We start from the raw sequence: 13501 nt of genomic DNA, 5'->3' as shown, positions 1-13501 counted from the left end.
CGAACCGAGGACTATATACTTCCGGTCTCGAGGGAGCGCGTGTCACGGTTCGTCTTTCGCGAATCCGGACGATCACCGACACCGCAACGTTCACGCGGCATCCGGAGACACTGTCGATACGTGACCACCGCCACCCTCGAGGTCGTCGCGCTCGCGCTCGTCCCCGCGATCCTCTGGGGGCTCGCGCCCATCTTCGACAAGCGCGGGATGGCTGCCGGTGGCGGGGCCGTCCAGGCCTCGCTGGTCGTCGTCTGCGTCGACTCCGTACTCTACTGGCTCGCGATCGTCGCACTCTTCGGGACCGCGGCGTTTACGGGCCTGACGCTCGAGGCGCTCGTCGTCTTCGCGTTCGCGGGCGTCGTCGGGACGGCGATCGGTCGAATCACCATCTTCGTCGGCGTCGACCGCGTCGGCGCGAGCCTCAACAGCACGATCCTCAGCACCCGCCCGCTGTTCGCCACGCTGATCGCCCTCGCCGCCCTCGGCGAACCCGTCGGCCCGGTGACCGGCCTCGGCGTCGTGATCCTCGTCGCCGGCCTCGCCATCCTGACGTTCTCACAGGGCGGCGACCTCGAGGGGTGGACCGCCCGCGACCTGCTGTGGCCCATCGCCGCCGCGGCCACCTTCGCCGTCGCCAACGTCGCCCGCCGGTACGGTATGCTCGAGACGCCCCTCTCGGCGCTCGAGGCCGTCGCGATCAACGAGACCGCGGGGCTGGTCGCGCTCCTGGCGTACGTCGCCACCGTCGGGGGTCGCGAGACGCTCACGAAGCCGCGGGCGTCTTACCGCTACTTCGTCGTCAGCGGCGTACTCACGACTGTCGCGATGTTCTCGCTGATGGCCGCGCTGGGACTCGAGGCGGGACGAATCGCCATCGTCGATCCGCTCGTCGCGACGGCACCGTTTTTCACCCTGCTGTTCGCCGCCGTCTTCCTCCGGGACGTAGAGCGGGTCACCCGGGGGGTGATCGGCGGGGCCGTGCTGGTCGTGGTCGGTGCCGTGTTGATCACGCTCTAGACGAGGGCTAGACGAGCGAGAAACAGACGGTCTTATGGGATCGACCGATGTACCGTGACGGTGTGACAGAAGTACTGCTCATCGTGGGAATTCTCGTGGCCGTCTTCGTCGGCTACAACATCGGTGGTGCGACGACGGGCGTCTCCTTCGGCCCTGCCGTCGGTGCCCAGGTCCTCTCGACGCTTGGGGCAGCAGTGTTGATGTCGATTTTCTTCTTCCTCGGGGGCTGGCTGATTGGCCCCGCGGTCGTCGAGACGCTCGGTGAGGACCTCATCGCCGAAGAGGGGTTCATGACGCTCGAGACGGGGATCGCAATCCTGTTTTTCATCGGCTTTGCGCTCTTCTTCGGGAACCTCTTCGGCGTGCCGGCGTCGACCTCGATGACTGCGGTCGGGGCCATCGCTGGCCTCGGACTGGCCACGGGAACCCTGAACTGGGCGACGATGGGTGAAGTCGTCTCCTGGTGGGTCGTCGCGCCGATCGTCGCCTTCTGGATCAGCGGCGTGATCGGCCGGTACTTCTACCCGACGATCAACGAGTGGGTCGCTATCTCCCGCCGTGAGACCCACCTCTGGGTGGTCGACCGGTCCGGAACGTTCCCACGCGTGAGCGCCGCCGACGGAACCGACCGACGCGAACTCACCGGCTCGCTCATCGTCGTCGCCATCGGCTGTTACATGGCCTTTAGCTCCGGCGCGAGCAACGTCGCCAACGCGGTCGCGCCACTCGTCGGCAGCGGTGCACTCGAGTTCGAGGCGGGCGTCCTCGCCACGTTCTCGAACATGGAGTGGGGCGTCATCATCGCCGGCGTCGCCGTCACAATCGGCGCGTTCACCATCGCCCGCCGGACGCTCGAGACGATGGGCAACGACATCACGAACCTGCCGCTGACGGCCGCCGTCGTCGTCATGACCGTCTCTGCGACGATCGTCACCGTGCTGTCGGCGATCGGCATTCCCGTGCAACTGGTGATCGTCGCGACGATGAGCATCATCGGCCTCGGGTGGGGTCGAGCGACCCGGACGACGACCGTCTCCGACGCCGTTCGCGGTCGGGAGGAGGCCGCGGTCTCTGTCGGCGCACTCACCGCAGAAAAAGAGGGTGAAACAGTACCCGAGATCGGTGAAGAAGAGCCCACAGACATTCCACGGGCGTCCCAGCTGTTCGATCCGTCGACCACTGCCCGGGTCATCCTCATCCAGAACTTCGTCCCCGTACTGGCGACGATCGGCGCCTACCTCACGTTCCGGTTCGTCCCCGTGTTCGGCTTCTGAGTGCGAGTCGGCTCACGTCCACTCGACGCCGTCTGCGGTCCCAGCACCCCGCGGGCACCCGATCGTGGCAATATCTTCGAGTTGCCCGCTGAACTCGAGTCGTTCGTCAGTTTTCATCCGCATTTTGCCGCGCGAACATAACGAACGTGGACGTTCTTTCCGTCGAACTGGACGATTCTCGGTCAAAAACCATTATGGATCGAACAGCAAGCTATACCAGTACGGGACGTGAACCCCCAAGGTGATGCCCACGGTAGAATACCTCAACTACGAAGTAGTGGACGACAACGGCTGGGACATTTACGACGAGGACGTCTTCGAGACGGCCGCCGACGAAGGTCTGGACGAGGAAGACTACGGGACGCTCGAGGTCGCCGAAGGGGAGTACATCCTCGAGGCCGCCGAGGCCCAGGGCTTCGACTGGCCCTTCTCGTGCCGCGCCGGTGCGTGTGCGAACTGCGCCGCGATCGTCGTCGACGGTGAGATCGAGATGGACATGCAGCAGATCCTCTCGGACGAGGAAGTCGACGAGAAGAACGTCCGCCTGACCTGCATCGGCTCCGCTGAGACCGACGAGGTCAAGATCGTGTACAACGCAAAGCACCTCGACTACCTGCAGAACCGCGTCATCTAAGACGCGAGCAGCGATCACTGCACACTTTTTCGTGGCCACCCGGAACCCCGGGACCAGCAGACGCAGTATCCGGACTCGAGGTGGGACGATCCACCGTGAACACGTCGTGGACCCACCGTGGGAGCAACACCACGCCGCAGTGACGAGCGGCGTCGAGCGGTGCCGAAAGGATAACGGTACCCGGATTCCCAGCAGAGGACGTGACTCTCGCGTTCGCGTCAACGCCGGACCTGCTTCGACTGATCGCGCTCCCGGTGTTCGCCTGGATCGCCGTCCTCGACATCCGGACGCGTCGCGTCTCGAGTGACGTCTGGATTCCACTCGCCCTGCTCGGCGGCGTCCTGCTCGTCTGGGACGGCTGGCTCGCGCAGAACGCTGGCGGAACGGTCTGGACTCACGAGTTCCTGCTCCCGGCGGCGATCAGCGTGGGCTTCGTCGTCCCTATCGCCTACCTCTTCTGGTGGGTCGGCGGCTTCGGCGGCGCCGACGCCAAGGCCCTGATGGTGCTCGCGCTCCTGTTCCCGACGATCCCGCAGTACGCCGTCGGCGGGGTAACCCTGCCGGCCTCTCCCCCGCCGATCGGCGCGTTCTCCTTTACGATCCTCACGAACGCCGTCCTCGTCGGAATCCTCATCCCCGTCGCACTGGCCCTGCGAAACGCCCTCGCCGGTCGCGTCGGCCTCGTCTCGTTCGTCGGCTGGCCGATCAACGTCGACCGCATCCCCACCACCCACGGCCGACTACTCGAGCGCACCGACGGCGTCTCCCGGGGCCGCGGCGGCCTGGATCTGGACGCTCTCCGGATGTACCTCCGCTGGCGCGGGCTGACCCTCGAGGACGTCCGCGAGGCCCCGGACACCTACCGCAATCCGGCGACCCTGCCCGAGGAGCCCAACCCGCCAACCGACGGCGCGGTCACCGCCGACGTGCGACACGACGGCGGCGAAGCGCTCGAGTCCAACCACACCGAAAGCGAGGACGCCGACTACGACGACCCCTGGGGAGCCGACGCCTTCCTCGAGGACATCGACCACACCGCGTACGGGACGACTCCCGAGGAGTTGCGCGAGGGACTCGAGGTGCTCACCACCAGCGAACGGGTCTGGATTTCCCCCGGTACGCCGTTTCTCGTGCCCGTCTTTGCCGGGATGGTCGTCGCCTTCACCTACGGCGACCTGCTGGTCGGCATCCTTCTCTGAGCCGATAGTGACCGGATGTACGTCCCTCCTCGTCGTACCGTAGCGCGTGACCGAACCGGCTGTGACTCTCGAACCAGCCGACGGCGCGCTGTCGTACGTCGAGACCCTGCTCGCGGAGAACAGCCTGCCGACGGCGGACGTACGCTCGAAAAGGCGCAATTCTTCGTCGCGACCGTCGACGCGCTCTACCTGCTTACCACCACTGCCGTCGACTTCTTCGCGGCCCGCGGCTACGACGAGATCGATCGCGCAGACGCCCCCGACGCGATCCGAAACACGACCGAGTTCGCCGACCTGTGCCCCTCGAGCGCCACCTGCATGCGGCGGTCGCGCTGAGCTGCAGCGCTAGCGAAGGCGTTCGTACAGCGGTACGAGGGCGGTCCAGAACAGGACGAACGCCGCGCCGACGCCGACGAGGGCGAGCCACGGGGTCGTCGCCGTTCCGGTCGCGGGCCCTGTATCGGTGCCGGGGACGACCGGCGGCCCGAGCGCGAGCAGCCCCAGCGTCCCGACGAACAGGACGATGCAGACGACCACGCTCCCGACCTCGAGCGTGGTCGCGACGGGATACTCGCGAAATTGTGCGAGGAGACCAGCCATACGCGGTACTCACGCGGTGGTGACTAAACGCTCACGGTGGCGGTACCGACCGACCCCGTTGCCCCCACCATCAGGCTCGAGACTCGATTTCCTCGGCGATCTCGTCGAGATCGTCGTCCTCGAGGTCGGCGAAGCCACCCATCGCGGCGTGGATGGGGCCGCCGCTGTCGTCGGAAAAGCGGGGGACGATGTGGCAGTGGACGTGGGGGACCTCCTGACCGGCGGCCTCGCCGTTGTTGAACGCGACGGTCGAGGCGTCGGCGTCGACAGCCTCCTCGACGGCGGGGACGAGCCGGTGGATGGTATCGTAGAACTCGGTCGCGACGTCGGCGGGGACGTCGTTCAGCCGTTCGTACTCGTCTTTCGGGATCACCAGCGTGTGTCCCGGCGATAGCGGGTTGGCGTCGAGAAAGGCCATCGTCGTCTCGTCTTGGTACACGACGCGCGCGGGAATCTCGCCCGCGACGATCTGGCTGAAGATCGAACTCATGGGCGGACGTGTGTCCGCTCACCCCAAGAAGGTTACTCGAGCGGGCGCTCCCGGTCGATGGCCGCGTCGATCGGGGCCTCACGGCACTCTGCGATCGCTGCACCGATCGCCGTCAGGTAGGACTCCGGATCGTACCCCAGCCGATCGATCCAGACGTCCTGATACGACGGGTGCAAAACAGGCACGAGCCACGTCTCGAGGCGTTCACACGCGACCGGTTCGAGCACCGTCTCCAGAAAGCCATCGAGTTCCCGGCCCTCGGCCGCGAGGAGCGAGGCCGTCGCGTGTTTCCCCGTCGCGACGACGGCGTCGGGGTCGACGGTCTCGAGTTCGGTCAGCAGGTGTCGACGGCAGGCCTCGCGCTCCTCGGGAGTCGGCTCGCGATTGGTCGTCGGCTCGTCCAGATCGGTGGCTCGCAGGTCACTCCCTTCCCCGGTCGCACGCGAGGCACGTGGTGGCTCCTCCGCCGGAAAACACTTCACCGCGTTCGTATAGTAGGCGTCGTCGTACCCGAGGTCGGCGAGCATCCGGCGGATGCGCCGCCCGGAGTGTCTCGAAGTGTAGGCCTTGCCGGTCCAGTTGCCGCCCTGCCAGCGGTCGGCATCCGGATTGCCGTAGCCCGGGGCCTCGCCGACGACCAGGACCGACGCCTCGAGCGAGCCAGTGCCCCACGAGATGCACTCACGGGACTCGGCGAGCGCCGGACAGCGCTCGCAGTCAGGCTCGAGGACGTGTCTCGAGTCGGGAAATAGCGGCTCTTCGGAGTCCGGGGACGGATCGGACGACACGCTCGAGGGGACGACGCGGTCGGTGAAAACGGCCTCGATCTGGATCGAAACGGGGAGTCGTCAGGCACGCGCCCGGTGGCGACTGACCTCCGCCTCGAGCCACGAGGCAGCCTCGAGCCGGTAGCGTTTCGCCCGGCGGTCGGTCAGCCGGGTGTCGGGCAGTCGGGAGACCAGCGGCTCGAACCGGGAGGGAGTCACGCCCATCTCGTCGAGGTATCGTCGCACCTGTCGGGACTCGAGCCCGTCGGTGATCGCCTCGTCGGTAGTCGCCTCGACGGTCTCGAAGTCCGGGAGCCCGACTGGCTCCGTCTCGTCGCCACCGGGTCGACCCGGGCGGCCGCGCTGGGCAGCACTCGAGGCAGGCCTGACGTCGCCGATCGCGTCCTCGTCGTGGACGAACGCCGTTTCGCGGGTCGCCCTCGAGTCACCGTCGACGACGGTCCCCTGCGTCGCGGCGCGTTCGGCGATGTCCGCCACCGCCTCCACAAGGTCGAACAGTTGACTCGGCAAGGCCACGTCGGGCGAGCGCCACTCGACGGTGGGCATCGCCTTGCGCAGCCGCACGGGCGTCCAGACCGCCTCGTAGGGATCGAACGTCTCGTCGAACTCGTCGGGGTCGACGCCGCGCTCGAGTGCACGCTCCCGGAAGTTCACGTAGGAGCACTCGAGGCGGGCTTCCCATTCGTCGACGCTGTCGACGTACGGCCAGAGCTGACCCTGTTCGGGGCAGGCTCCGTAACAGGACCGCCGGTAGAGGTAGGGTCTGGCGCACTCGACGAGCGGTTCGCCGCGGTAGTGAGAGGAACTCGTCACCAGCGCGAACGCGGGGTCGATCGCCGTCAGCGCGTTGAGCTGGTCGGCGACGGCCGACTCGTCGTCGGCCTGTTCGACGTGGATATGGGTCCCCGCACAGACCCGGGCGTCGTCGAACGTCGGGCCGACGATCTGCTGTTGCAGGTCCGTCGCACGCTTGTCGCGGCAGGTGACCGCTCGCGGATCGGTAGTCAACGGCGTCGCGAGCGGAACGAGGTGCCTGTCGTGGTCGCTGGCGGCGTCGACGACCGTCTCGAGGAGCGATCGAAACTCCGTTCGAAGCGCGGCCGTCGACGCACACGGCGTCGTTTTCAGTTCGATCATCGGCTCGACGAACTCCTGGTCGACCTGCTCGGAGACGTCGAGCAGGGTGTCGGGCGGGACCAGATCGCCGTCGTCGTCGACGACCCAGTACTCCACCTCGAGGCTTACGTTCATTGGTAACTCCGTGGTGTTGGACGTCGCTGGTTGTGACCGAGGTCGCAGTTCCGGTCGCGATTCACCACCGTCGGCGTCTCCGACGGCGATCGGTCGCCGACGCTGGTCCGGCGACCGGGCGGCACAACGGCGAGTCAGTCACCGCAGTGGGACGTCCGCCGACGGCGTCAACCGCACGACGGCGGGTCCCCACTCAGTAAACGGGTTAGGAAGGTCCACGGCGAAGCTATTGAGCCTGCGTGCGCCGGCACGGGTATCGAACGGATAGCCAGTGAACGACCCGAACGCGAGTGCCGCGAGACTACAGGCGAACCGTCAGTGTCGTCTCGACGCCACTCGAGCGGCGCGGTCGGACGCCGGTGGTCGACGTGACGATCGCTCACGAGACGCCGAGAGTTGCTCCGGCACTCGAGACCACTGACACGGGTGTCACGTGGTTGTGCCAGGGTTGCTGGCGCATTGATACTCCTGCGGAACCAACGTGAGACTGCACATGAGCGACAGTGACGAATCAGCGCTGGACGCATCGATTATCGTCGTCGGCGGCGGCCCGGCCGGCCTGAGTGCCGCCCTCTTCACCCAGAAGAACGGCCTCGAGACGACGGTGTTCGACGCTGACGAGACGTGGATGCACAAGGCCCACCTGTTCAACTATCTCGGCATCGGCTCGGTCGGCGGCAGCGAGTTCATGGCGACCGCCCGCCAGCAGGTCGACGACTTCGGCGTCGATCGCCGACAGGGTGAGGAAGTGACGAGCGTCGAGGAGGCCGGCGACGGCTTCGTCGTCGAGACCGAAGAGGACAGCTACGAAGCCGACTACGTGATCCTCGCGACCGGTGCCAACCGCGACATCGCAGAAGAACTCGGCTGTGCGTTCACCGACGAGGAAGTGGTCGACGTCGACGTCGACATGGAGACCAGCGTCGACGGCGTCTACGCGACCGGCGCGATGGTCCGTCCCGAGGAGTGGCAGGCCGCCATCGCCGTCGGCGACGGCGCGGCCGCCGCGCTGAACATCCTCTCGACCGAGAAAGGCGAGTACTACCACGACTTCGACGTCCCCGACGACGCAGCACGCGTCTTCGGCGAGCACGTCGCCGAGTAAGCCGCGACCATCTCCTCTCTTTCAGTGTCTCGAACCGCGGCCGGTCACTCGGCGACCGACTCAGAGACATAGAGACGCGATAGCACACGACAGCGACCGACCACATTCGACGACCACCACGATTCAGGACCCACTACGATGTCCGACGACACCATTCCCGTCACGCCCGACCTGCCGGATAGCCCCGTCAACACGACCGGAACCGACCACATCACCATCTGGGGGAGCAACGCCGAGGACACCATCGAATTCTACCGCGACCTGCTCGGGATGCCACTGGTACTCCGCCAGCCAAACCTCGACGATCCCTCGCAAACGCACCTCTTCTTCGACACCGGCGACGGCCGCATCCTCACGTTCTTCGTCGGCGACCGGCCCTCCGCACGCGGCCAGCGCGGCGGCGTCGGTGCCGTCCACCACCTCTGTTTCAGCGTCGACCCCGACGACTACGAGGACACCATGCAAGCACTCGAGGACGCCGGCCACCACTACAACGTCTTCGACCGCGGGATCTTCCACTCGATCTACACCCGGGACAACAACGGCCTCGTGATCGAACTCTCGACCGACAAGTACGACATTCCAGACGACCGCCGCGGTGACGTACTGGCCAAAGCCCAGCAACTCCGGGAGGAAGACGGTGCCGAGTACGCCAAAGACGAGCACCTCCGGGGTGCGATCGAGGAACTCGGTCTCGAACTCGTCGAACACGACCTGCCCGACGCCAGCACGGGCGTCGGTGGTCTCGAGTGACGAGTCCAGACGAACCGGACGGGTCCATAGGCGCGCAGTCCGACGATAGTGCACCGTCGTTCGCCGTCCCGGACGTCGACGGTCCACACCAGAACCAGCCCCTCGTTTCGGGTGGAACCCCACTCGAGGAGGCCGACGCAGCGATCGTCCTCACGCACGGACGGGGTGCGACCGCCCGGAGTATCGTCCAGCTCGGTCAGGAAGTCCATCGTGACGGGGTGGCCCTGCTCGCACCACAAGCAGCGCGCAATACCTGGTACCCAAATTCCTTTCTCGCCCCCGTCGAGGCGAACGAACCGGGACGAACCTCCGGCCTGCGGGCGATCGCAAACGCCCTCGAGCGGGCTGGTGACGCCGGGATTCCGACCGACCGCGTCCTGCTCGTCGGCTTCTCGCAGGGTGGCTGTCTCGCGAGCGAGTTCGTCGCACGCAACCCCCGGCGCTACGGCGGCCTCGCGGCCCTGAGCGGCGGCCTGATCGGCGAGTCGGTCGACCCCGACGAGTACCTCGCGGCCGACGACCGACTCGAGGGGACCCCCGCGTTCCTCGGCTGTAGCGACGTCGACCCGCACATCCCGGTCGAACGCGTCCACGAGACCGCCGACGTGCTCGAGGCGCTCGAGGCCGACGTCACCACCCGCCTCTACGAGGAGATGGGCCACGGCGTCAACGAAGACGAACTCGACGTCGTCGCGGGAATGGTCGCGGCGCTGCTCGAGGACGGCTGAGAGCCGACACGTTGCTGAGAAGTGACCGGTCACGGGGCCGAACCGTCAGATCGGGCTGAACGGTCGTTTTTGTCGCTACGACGCGTACGATGAGCCGATGGACACGACTCGCGGGCGACGCCGATTTCTCTCACGGTTCGCGGGTCTCGCGGCCAGCGGCGGGGCCGCCGTGGCCCTCGCCGGCTGTCTCGACCGGGCCGACGACGAACCCGCGGAACCCGAGCCCGTCGTGGACACCGCCGACTCCCTCGAGGGTGAGACCGACCGCGAGGCCTGGCGCGACGTCGAGACGATCCGACTCGAGGGGTGGGTCGGCGGCTGGGTCGGCGTCGAGCCGCCGGCGATCGACCGGGTCGAGAACCCGACGCTGGTGCTACTCGAGGGTCGGGAGTACGATCTCACGTGGGAAAATCGCGACGGAATCCACCACAACGTCGCTCTCTGGGACGCAGACCGCGACGTCGTCCGGGAGTACACCACCGACGGGACCGACGTCGAAGGAGCCACCGAGACGCTGACGTTCGAAGCCGTTCCGTCGATCGCAACCTACCGCTGTGAGCACATGCAGGAAGGACAGGTCGGGGACGTGGTCGTCCACACGCCCTGACCGGCAGTTCTTACCCGAGGAGGAACCTGAGCGCCGGGTTCTGCCTGACGACGTCGGTCTGCTCGAGTTTCGCGTCGATGCCGAAGATTCGGCCAGCACCGAAGGCGGCGATGCCGAAGATGATGAGCGCGTAGACGAGGTGGTAGGTGACGATGTAGCCGTTTTCGACCGGGAGACCGGCTGCCAGACCCCCCTCAAACTGTGTGAGCCAGTAGAGGAGCATCATCAGGGCACCACCGAACGCAGCCAGCCGGACGAAGCCACCGACGAGCAGTGCGATGCCGATGAGCACCTGTCCCCAGACGTTCAGGGGGTCGACCAGCCACAGCCAGCCGTCGGCCATCACCGCGAAGAAGGGAGCGAACGGATTCCCCTCCGGCAGCGCATGCACGAGATATCCCTCTGCCGTCCACTCGGGGTCGAAGAGCTTCGAAATTCCCGCCGAGAGGAACACGTACGCCATCACCAGCCGCAGCGAGAGCAGCGAGTAGCCCACCCACGTCTCCGAGTAGTCGAACGTAATCGATCGTCCAAACAGTTCCGCATCCAGCGTTCGTTCCACAGGTTTCGTTGCCATCGTTGGTGTCTACTTTCGTACCTGACACCAGAGACTGATAAGACAGATCGTAATTTCCACTCTATGAAATGTATCGAAACCGGTTCCCGGATGACAGGACATACGGCAAGTACAACACACCACAACATAATTTAGACCTATCGAAAAGGAAGTATTTTCTGAAGAAGACGGCAGTTTGAAGTCGTCGACGTTTGGTATCGATCAGCAGACACAACCGTGGGACGATGCCGGTCAGGTACGGTCCACGGCGCACCGGTGGCACTCGCGAGGGCGGTCACCGAACGACCGTGACCGGAACGGGGGAGCGACGAACCACCTTCTCGGCGACGCTCCCGAGCAACACCCTCGAGACGCCGGAACGACCGTGGTTTCCGATCACGATGTGTTCGATCTCCTCCTCGTCGTCTTCCGCGAAGGAAACGATCTCTCGAGCGGGGTTCCCCACGGCGACCTCGGTCCGGTAGTCTGCTTCGGTCGCGCCAGCGAGGTCGGCGACTTCCTCGACGACGTCTTCGGAAGCCGCTTCCCGCCGATCGGCGAGATACTCTTTCGCGAGTTCGATGCCGGCACCGGTCGAACCGTCGGCCGCTTCGACGACCCGCAAGAGGACGATCTCCTCGTCGGAATAGCGCTGGAACGCGTGCGTGGCCGCTTTCTGTGCGGGTTCAGAACCGTCGTACGCGACGAGTATTGCCATACCCAACGTTTCGGTCGCGGACGCTTAAAGCCAGTCGTGACTCCCACGATCAGCCACCGTCTCCTGTGACCATCACCCGACTCACGGCCAGCCACCGTCTCCTGTGACCATCACCCGACTCACGGCCAGCCACCGTCTCTCGTGGCACTCACCTCACTCACGACCGGCAAGTCGCTCGTGGCACTCACCTCACTCACGACCGGCAAGTCGCTCGTGGCACTCACCTCACTCACGACCGGCAAGTCGCTCGGGTCGGCCGTTTCGGCCCTCGAGGCCGTGGTTCGTCGGCCCGCGTCGTATCGGCGTGACGACGACTGCCGTCAGGCCTCGGTATTCGCGATCAACTGCCGGTTCGGGTCGCCCTCGTACTCCGCTGCCATCGTCTCGGCGTGTTCGTCACAGTAGAGATCGACCGTCTGCTTCTGGCGCTCCGGGAAGTACACCGTCAGCACGCGCGTCGCCTCGCTCGCGCACAGGTCGCCGCTGCCCGGGTCTCGAAACTGACAGGACATACGCGAGCGTGGGAACTCGAGGGTTGTATCAGTCGCGATTTCCGGGCTGGTGGTCGACCGAATGAGCAGAGGGAAGCGAAGTCCTCGCTCTCCTCGCGGCTTCGCCGCTCGGTATTCCGAGAGCTTCGCGCTGCTCAGCGCTCGCTACTCGAAGACGAACGTCCCGTCTTCCTGGACAACCTCGCCGTCGACCTCGATGAACGAATCGTCGCTCATGTCGACGATCATGTCGACGTGGACGGCCGAATCGTTCGCGACGTTGCCCTCGCCGACGGTGTCGTCGTAGGCCCGGCCGACCGCCATGTGAACCGTATCGCCCATCTTCTCGTCGAACAGCATGTTGTAGGTGAACTGGTCGATGTCGCGGTTCATCCCGATGCCGAGTTCGCCCAGTCGGCGGGCACCGTCGTCGGTATCGAGGACCTCGGTGAGCACCTCCTCGTTCTTCCCCGCCGAATGGGAGACGACTTCGCCACCTTCGAACTCGAGGTAGACGTCCGTGATCTCTCGTCCCTGATGGTACAGCGGCAGGTCGAACAGCACCTCACCCTCGACGCTGTCGGGCTGTGGGGCGGTGAAGACCTCGCCGCCGGGGAGGTTGTGCTCGCCGTAATCGTTGCGCGTCGGGTTGCCGTCGATCGACATCGTGACGTCCGTCGTGTCGCCACTGACGATGCGGATCTCCTCGGCCGGGTCCATGATCTCGACCATGTTCGCCTGGTGGGCGCGCTGGGCGTCCCAGTCTTTGTTGACGGCGTCCCAGACGAAGTTCTCGTAGGCCTCGGTGCTCATCTCCGCCAGCTGGGCGTTCGCCGGTGCGGGGTACTGCGTGAGACACCAGCGCTTGGAGAGTCGCTCCTCGAGAATTGGCCGCTGGGCCTGCTGGTAGGCCGCGCTGGTCTCGGGATCGACGTCGCTGGTCTGGGTCACGTTGTCGCTGGCGCGGATGGCGATGTAGACGTCGGTTTCCTCGATGAGCGCCTGCTCGTGGGCGGGCGTGTCGAAATCGCCATCTGCGGCCCGGAGATATGCCCGCTGCTGGCGCTTACCCGTGCGCTGGCTCGTCGTGACTGGATTGGCACCGACGTCGCCTGCGACCTCGTGGAGTGCGACGACGAGGTCCTCGGCGACCGGGTGGGCGTCGATCACGACGTTGTCCCCCGGCTGCAGGTCGACCGAGTGGTTCGCGATGACCTCGGCGTGTTCGCGAATGCGTGGGTCCATGTGCCACAGGAGTGTGAGCGGGCGGATACCGTTTTCGAATCACCA

At 65.9% G+C, this 13501-nt stretch carries 17 protein-coding genes; 9 read left to right on the top strand and 8 right to left on the bottom strand.

The features are described from left to right. The first annotated feature begins 120 nt into the window (after positions 1-120). The 5 genes from B1756_RS08880 (at position 121) to B1756_RS08860 (ending at position 4460) form a co-directional block, all read left to right on the top strand. On the top strand, positions 121-1017 hold the full coding sequence (locus B1756_RS08880) for a DMT family transporter (protein ID WP_086888221.1): 897 nt from the start codon (positions 121-123) through the stop codon (positions 1015-1017). Between the two features lie 62 nt (positions 1018-1079). Continuing rightward, positions 1080-2291, top strand: coding sequence for an inorganic phosphate transporter (locus B1756_RS08875; protein WP_086890110.1), 1212 nt, complete (start codon positions 1080-1082; stop codon positions 2289-2291). A 244-nt stretch (positions 2292-2535) separates the two neighbouring features. Continuing rightward, positions 2536-2925: a ferredoxin Fer gene (gene fer / locus B1756_RS08870; RefSeq protein WP_086888220.1), complete on the top strand. Its 390-nt coding sequence runs from the start codon at positions 2536-2538 to the stop codon at positions 2923-2925. A gap of 200 nt (positions 2926-3125) precedes the next feature. After that, a complete protein-coding gene (locus tag B1756_RS08865; protein ID WP_086888219.1) occupies positions 3126-4124 on the top strand; it encodes an A24 family peptidase in 999 nt (332 codons plus the stop codon). Positions 4125-4139: 15 nt separating this feature from the next. After that, positions 4140-4460, top strand: coding sequence for a GNAT family N-acetyltransferase (locus B1756_RS08860; protein WP_228434553.1), 321 nt, complete (start codon positions 4140-4142; stop codon positions 4458-4460). A 9-nt stretch (positions 4461-4469) separates the two neighbouring features. Here the strand turns inward: B1756_RS08860 and B1756_RS08855 are convergent, their stop codons facing one another. From B1756_RS08855 to B1756_RS08840, 4 genes are all read right to left on the bottom strand, one after another. Beyond that, positions 4470-4724, bottom strand: coding sequence for a hypothetical protein (locus B1756_RS08855; protein ID WP_086888218.1), 255 nt, complete (start codon positions 4722-4724; stop codon positions 4470-4472). A gap of 70 nt (positions 4725-4794) precedes the next feature. Beyond that, positions 4795-5214, bottom strand: coding sequence for an HIT family protein (locus B1756_RS08850; protein WP_086888217.1), 420 nt, complete (start codon positions 5212-5214; stop codon positions 4795-4797). Positions 5215-5246: 32 nt separating this feature from the next. Continuing rightward, positions 5247-6002, bottom strand: a complete 756-nt coding sequence (locus B1756_RS08845) for a uracil-DNA glycosylase (protein ID WP_228434552.1) — start codon at positions 6000-6002, stop codon at positions 5247-5249. 60 nt (positions 6003-6062) lie between these two features. Further along, positions 6063-7253 carry a glutamate-cysteine ligase family protein gene (locus B1756_RS08840; protein WP_086888215.1) on the bottom strand — a complete coding sequence of 397 codons (1191 nt, stop codon included), beginning with the start codon at positions 7251-7253 and terminating at the stop codon, positions 6063-6065. Between the two features lie 493 nt (positions 7254-7746). Here B1756_RS08840 and B1756_RS08835 point away from each other — a divergent pair, with 493 nt between their 5' ends. From B1756_RS08835 to B1756_RS08820, 4 genes are all read left to right on the top strand, one after another. Continuing rightward, on the top strand, positions 7747-8358 hold the full coding sequence (locus B1756_RS08835) for an NAD(P)/FAD-dependent oxidoreductase (RefSeq protein WP_086888214.1): 612 nt from the start codon (positions 7747-7749) through the stop codon (positions 8356-8358). 138 nt (positions 8359-8496) lie between these two features. Further along, the gene (locus B1756_RS08830) at positions 8497-9111 is read left to right on the top strand and encodes a VOC family protein (protein ID WP_086888213.1); all 615 of its coding nucleotides are present in this window, start codon (positions 8497-8499) and stop codon (positions 9109-9111) included. Between the two features lie 26 nt (positions 9112-9137). Beyond that, positions 9138-9839, top strand: coding sequence for an alpha/beta hydrolase (locus B1756_RS08825; protein ID WP_086890109.1), 702 nt, complete (start codon positions 9138-9140; stop codon positions 9837-9839). A 97-nt stretch (positions 9840-9936) separates the two neighbouring features. Next, a complete protein-coding gene (locus tag B1756_RS08820) occupies positions 9937-10446 on the top strand; it encodes a cupredoxin domain-containing protein (protein WP_086888212.1) in 510 nt (169 codons plus the stop codon). A 10-nt stretch (positions 10447-10456) separates the two neighbouring features. Here B1756_RS08820 and B1756_RS08815 read toward each other — a convergent pair whose 3' ends face one another. From B1756_RS08815 to B1756_RS08800, 4 genes are all read right to left on the bottom strand, one after another. Then, on the bottom strand, positions 10457-11023 hold the full coding sequence (locus tag B1756_RS08815; RefSeq protein ID WP_086888211.1) for a DoxX family protein: 567 nt from the start codon (positions 11021-11023) through the stop codon (positions 10457-10459). 274 nt (positions 11024-11297) lie between these two features. After that, a complete protein-coding gene (locus tag B1756_RS08810; protein WP_086888210.1) occupies positions 11298-11720 on the bottom strand; it encodes a universal stress protein in 423 nt (140 codons plus the stop codon). Positions 11721-12040: 320 nt separating this feature from the next. Beyond that, positions 12041-12232 carry a hypothetical protein gene (locus tag B1756_RS08805; RefSeq protein ID WP_086888209.1) on the bottom strand — a complete coding sequence of 64 codons (192 nt, stop codon included), beginning with the start codon at positions 12230-12232 and terminating at the stop codon, positions 12041-12043. Between the two features lie 144 nt (positions 12233-12376). Then, positions 12377-13456 (bottom strand): aminopeptidase, encoded by a 1080-nt coding sequence (locus tag B1756_RS08800; protein ID WP_086888208.1) that lies wholly within the window; start codon positions 13454-13456, stop codon positions 12377-12379. Between the last annotated feature and the right edge of the window lie 45 nt (positions 13457-13501).

Origin of the sequence: Natrarchaeobaculum aegyptiacum (genome assembly GCF_002156705.1) — an archaeon.
Taxonomy (GTDB): domain Archaea; phylum Halobacteriota; class Halobacteria; order Halobacteriales; family Natrialbaceae; genus Natrarchaeobaculum; species Natrarchaeobaculum aegyptiacum.
The sequence above is the reverse complement of the archived record's forward strand: the minus strand, read 5'-3'. Positions and strand labels throughout refer to the sequence as shown.

What these genes read in the sequence shown, in the direction of transcription:
- B1756_RS08860 (WP_228434553.1), top strand. Translation starts at nt 4,140, where the DNA reads ATGTACGTCCCTCCTCGTCGTACCGTAGCGCGTGACCGAACCGGCTGT.
- fer (WP_086888220.1), top strand. Translation starts at nt 2,536, where the DNA reads ATGCCCACGGTAGAATACCTCAACTACGAAGTAGTGGACGACAACGGC.
- B1756_RS08820 (WP_086888212.1), top strand. Translation starts at nt 9,937, where the DNA reads ATGGACACGACTCGCGGGCGACGCCGATTTCTCTCACGGTTCGCGGGT.
- B1756_RS08855 (WP_086888218.1), bottom strand. Translation starts at nt 4,724, where the DNA reads ATGGCTGGTCTCCTCGCACAATTTCGCGAGTATCCCGTCGCGACCACG.
- B1756_RS08850 (WP_086888217.1), bottom strand. Translation starts at nt 5,214, where the DNA reads ATGAGTTCGATCTTCAGCCAGATCGTCGCGGGCGAGATTCCCGCGCGC.
- B1756_RS08800 (WP_086888208.1), bottom strand. Translation starts at nt 13,456, where the DNA reads ATGGACCCACGCATTCGCGAACACGCCGAGGTCATCGCGAACCACTCG.
- B1756_RS08805 (WP_086888209.1), bottom strand. Translation starts at nt 12,232, where the DNA reads ATGTCCTGTCAGTTTCGAGACCCGGGCAGCGGCGACCTGTGCGCGAGC.
- B1756_RS08835 (WP_086888214.1), top strand. Translation starts at nt 7,747, where the DNA reads ATGAGCGACAGTGACGAATCAGCGCTGGACGCATCGATTATCGTCGTC.
- B1756_RS08840 (WP_086888215.1), bottom strand. Translation starts at nt 7,253, where the DNA reads ATGAACGTAAGCCTCGAGGTGGAGTACTGGGTCGTCGACGACGACGGC.
- B1756_RS08830 (WP_086888213.1), top strand. Translation starts at nt 8,497, where the DNA reads ATGTCCGACGACACCATTCCCGTCACGCCCGACCTGCCGGATAGCCCC.
- B1756_RS08815 (WP_086888211.1), bottom strand. Translation starts at nt 11,023, where the DNA reads ATGGCAACGAAACCTGTGGAACGAACGCTGGATGCGGAACTGTTTGGA.
- B1756_RS08810 (WP_086888210.1), bottom strand. Translation starts at nt 11,720, where the DNA reads ATGGCAATACTCGTCGCGTACGACGGTTCTGAACCCGCACAGAAAGCG.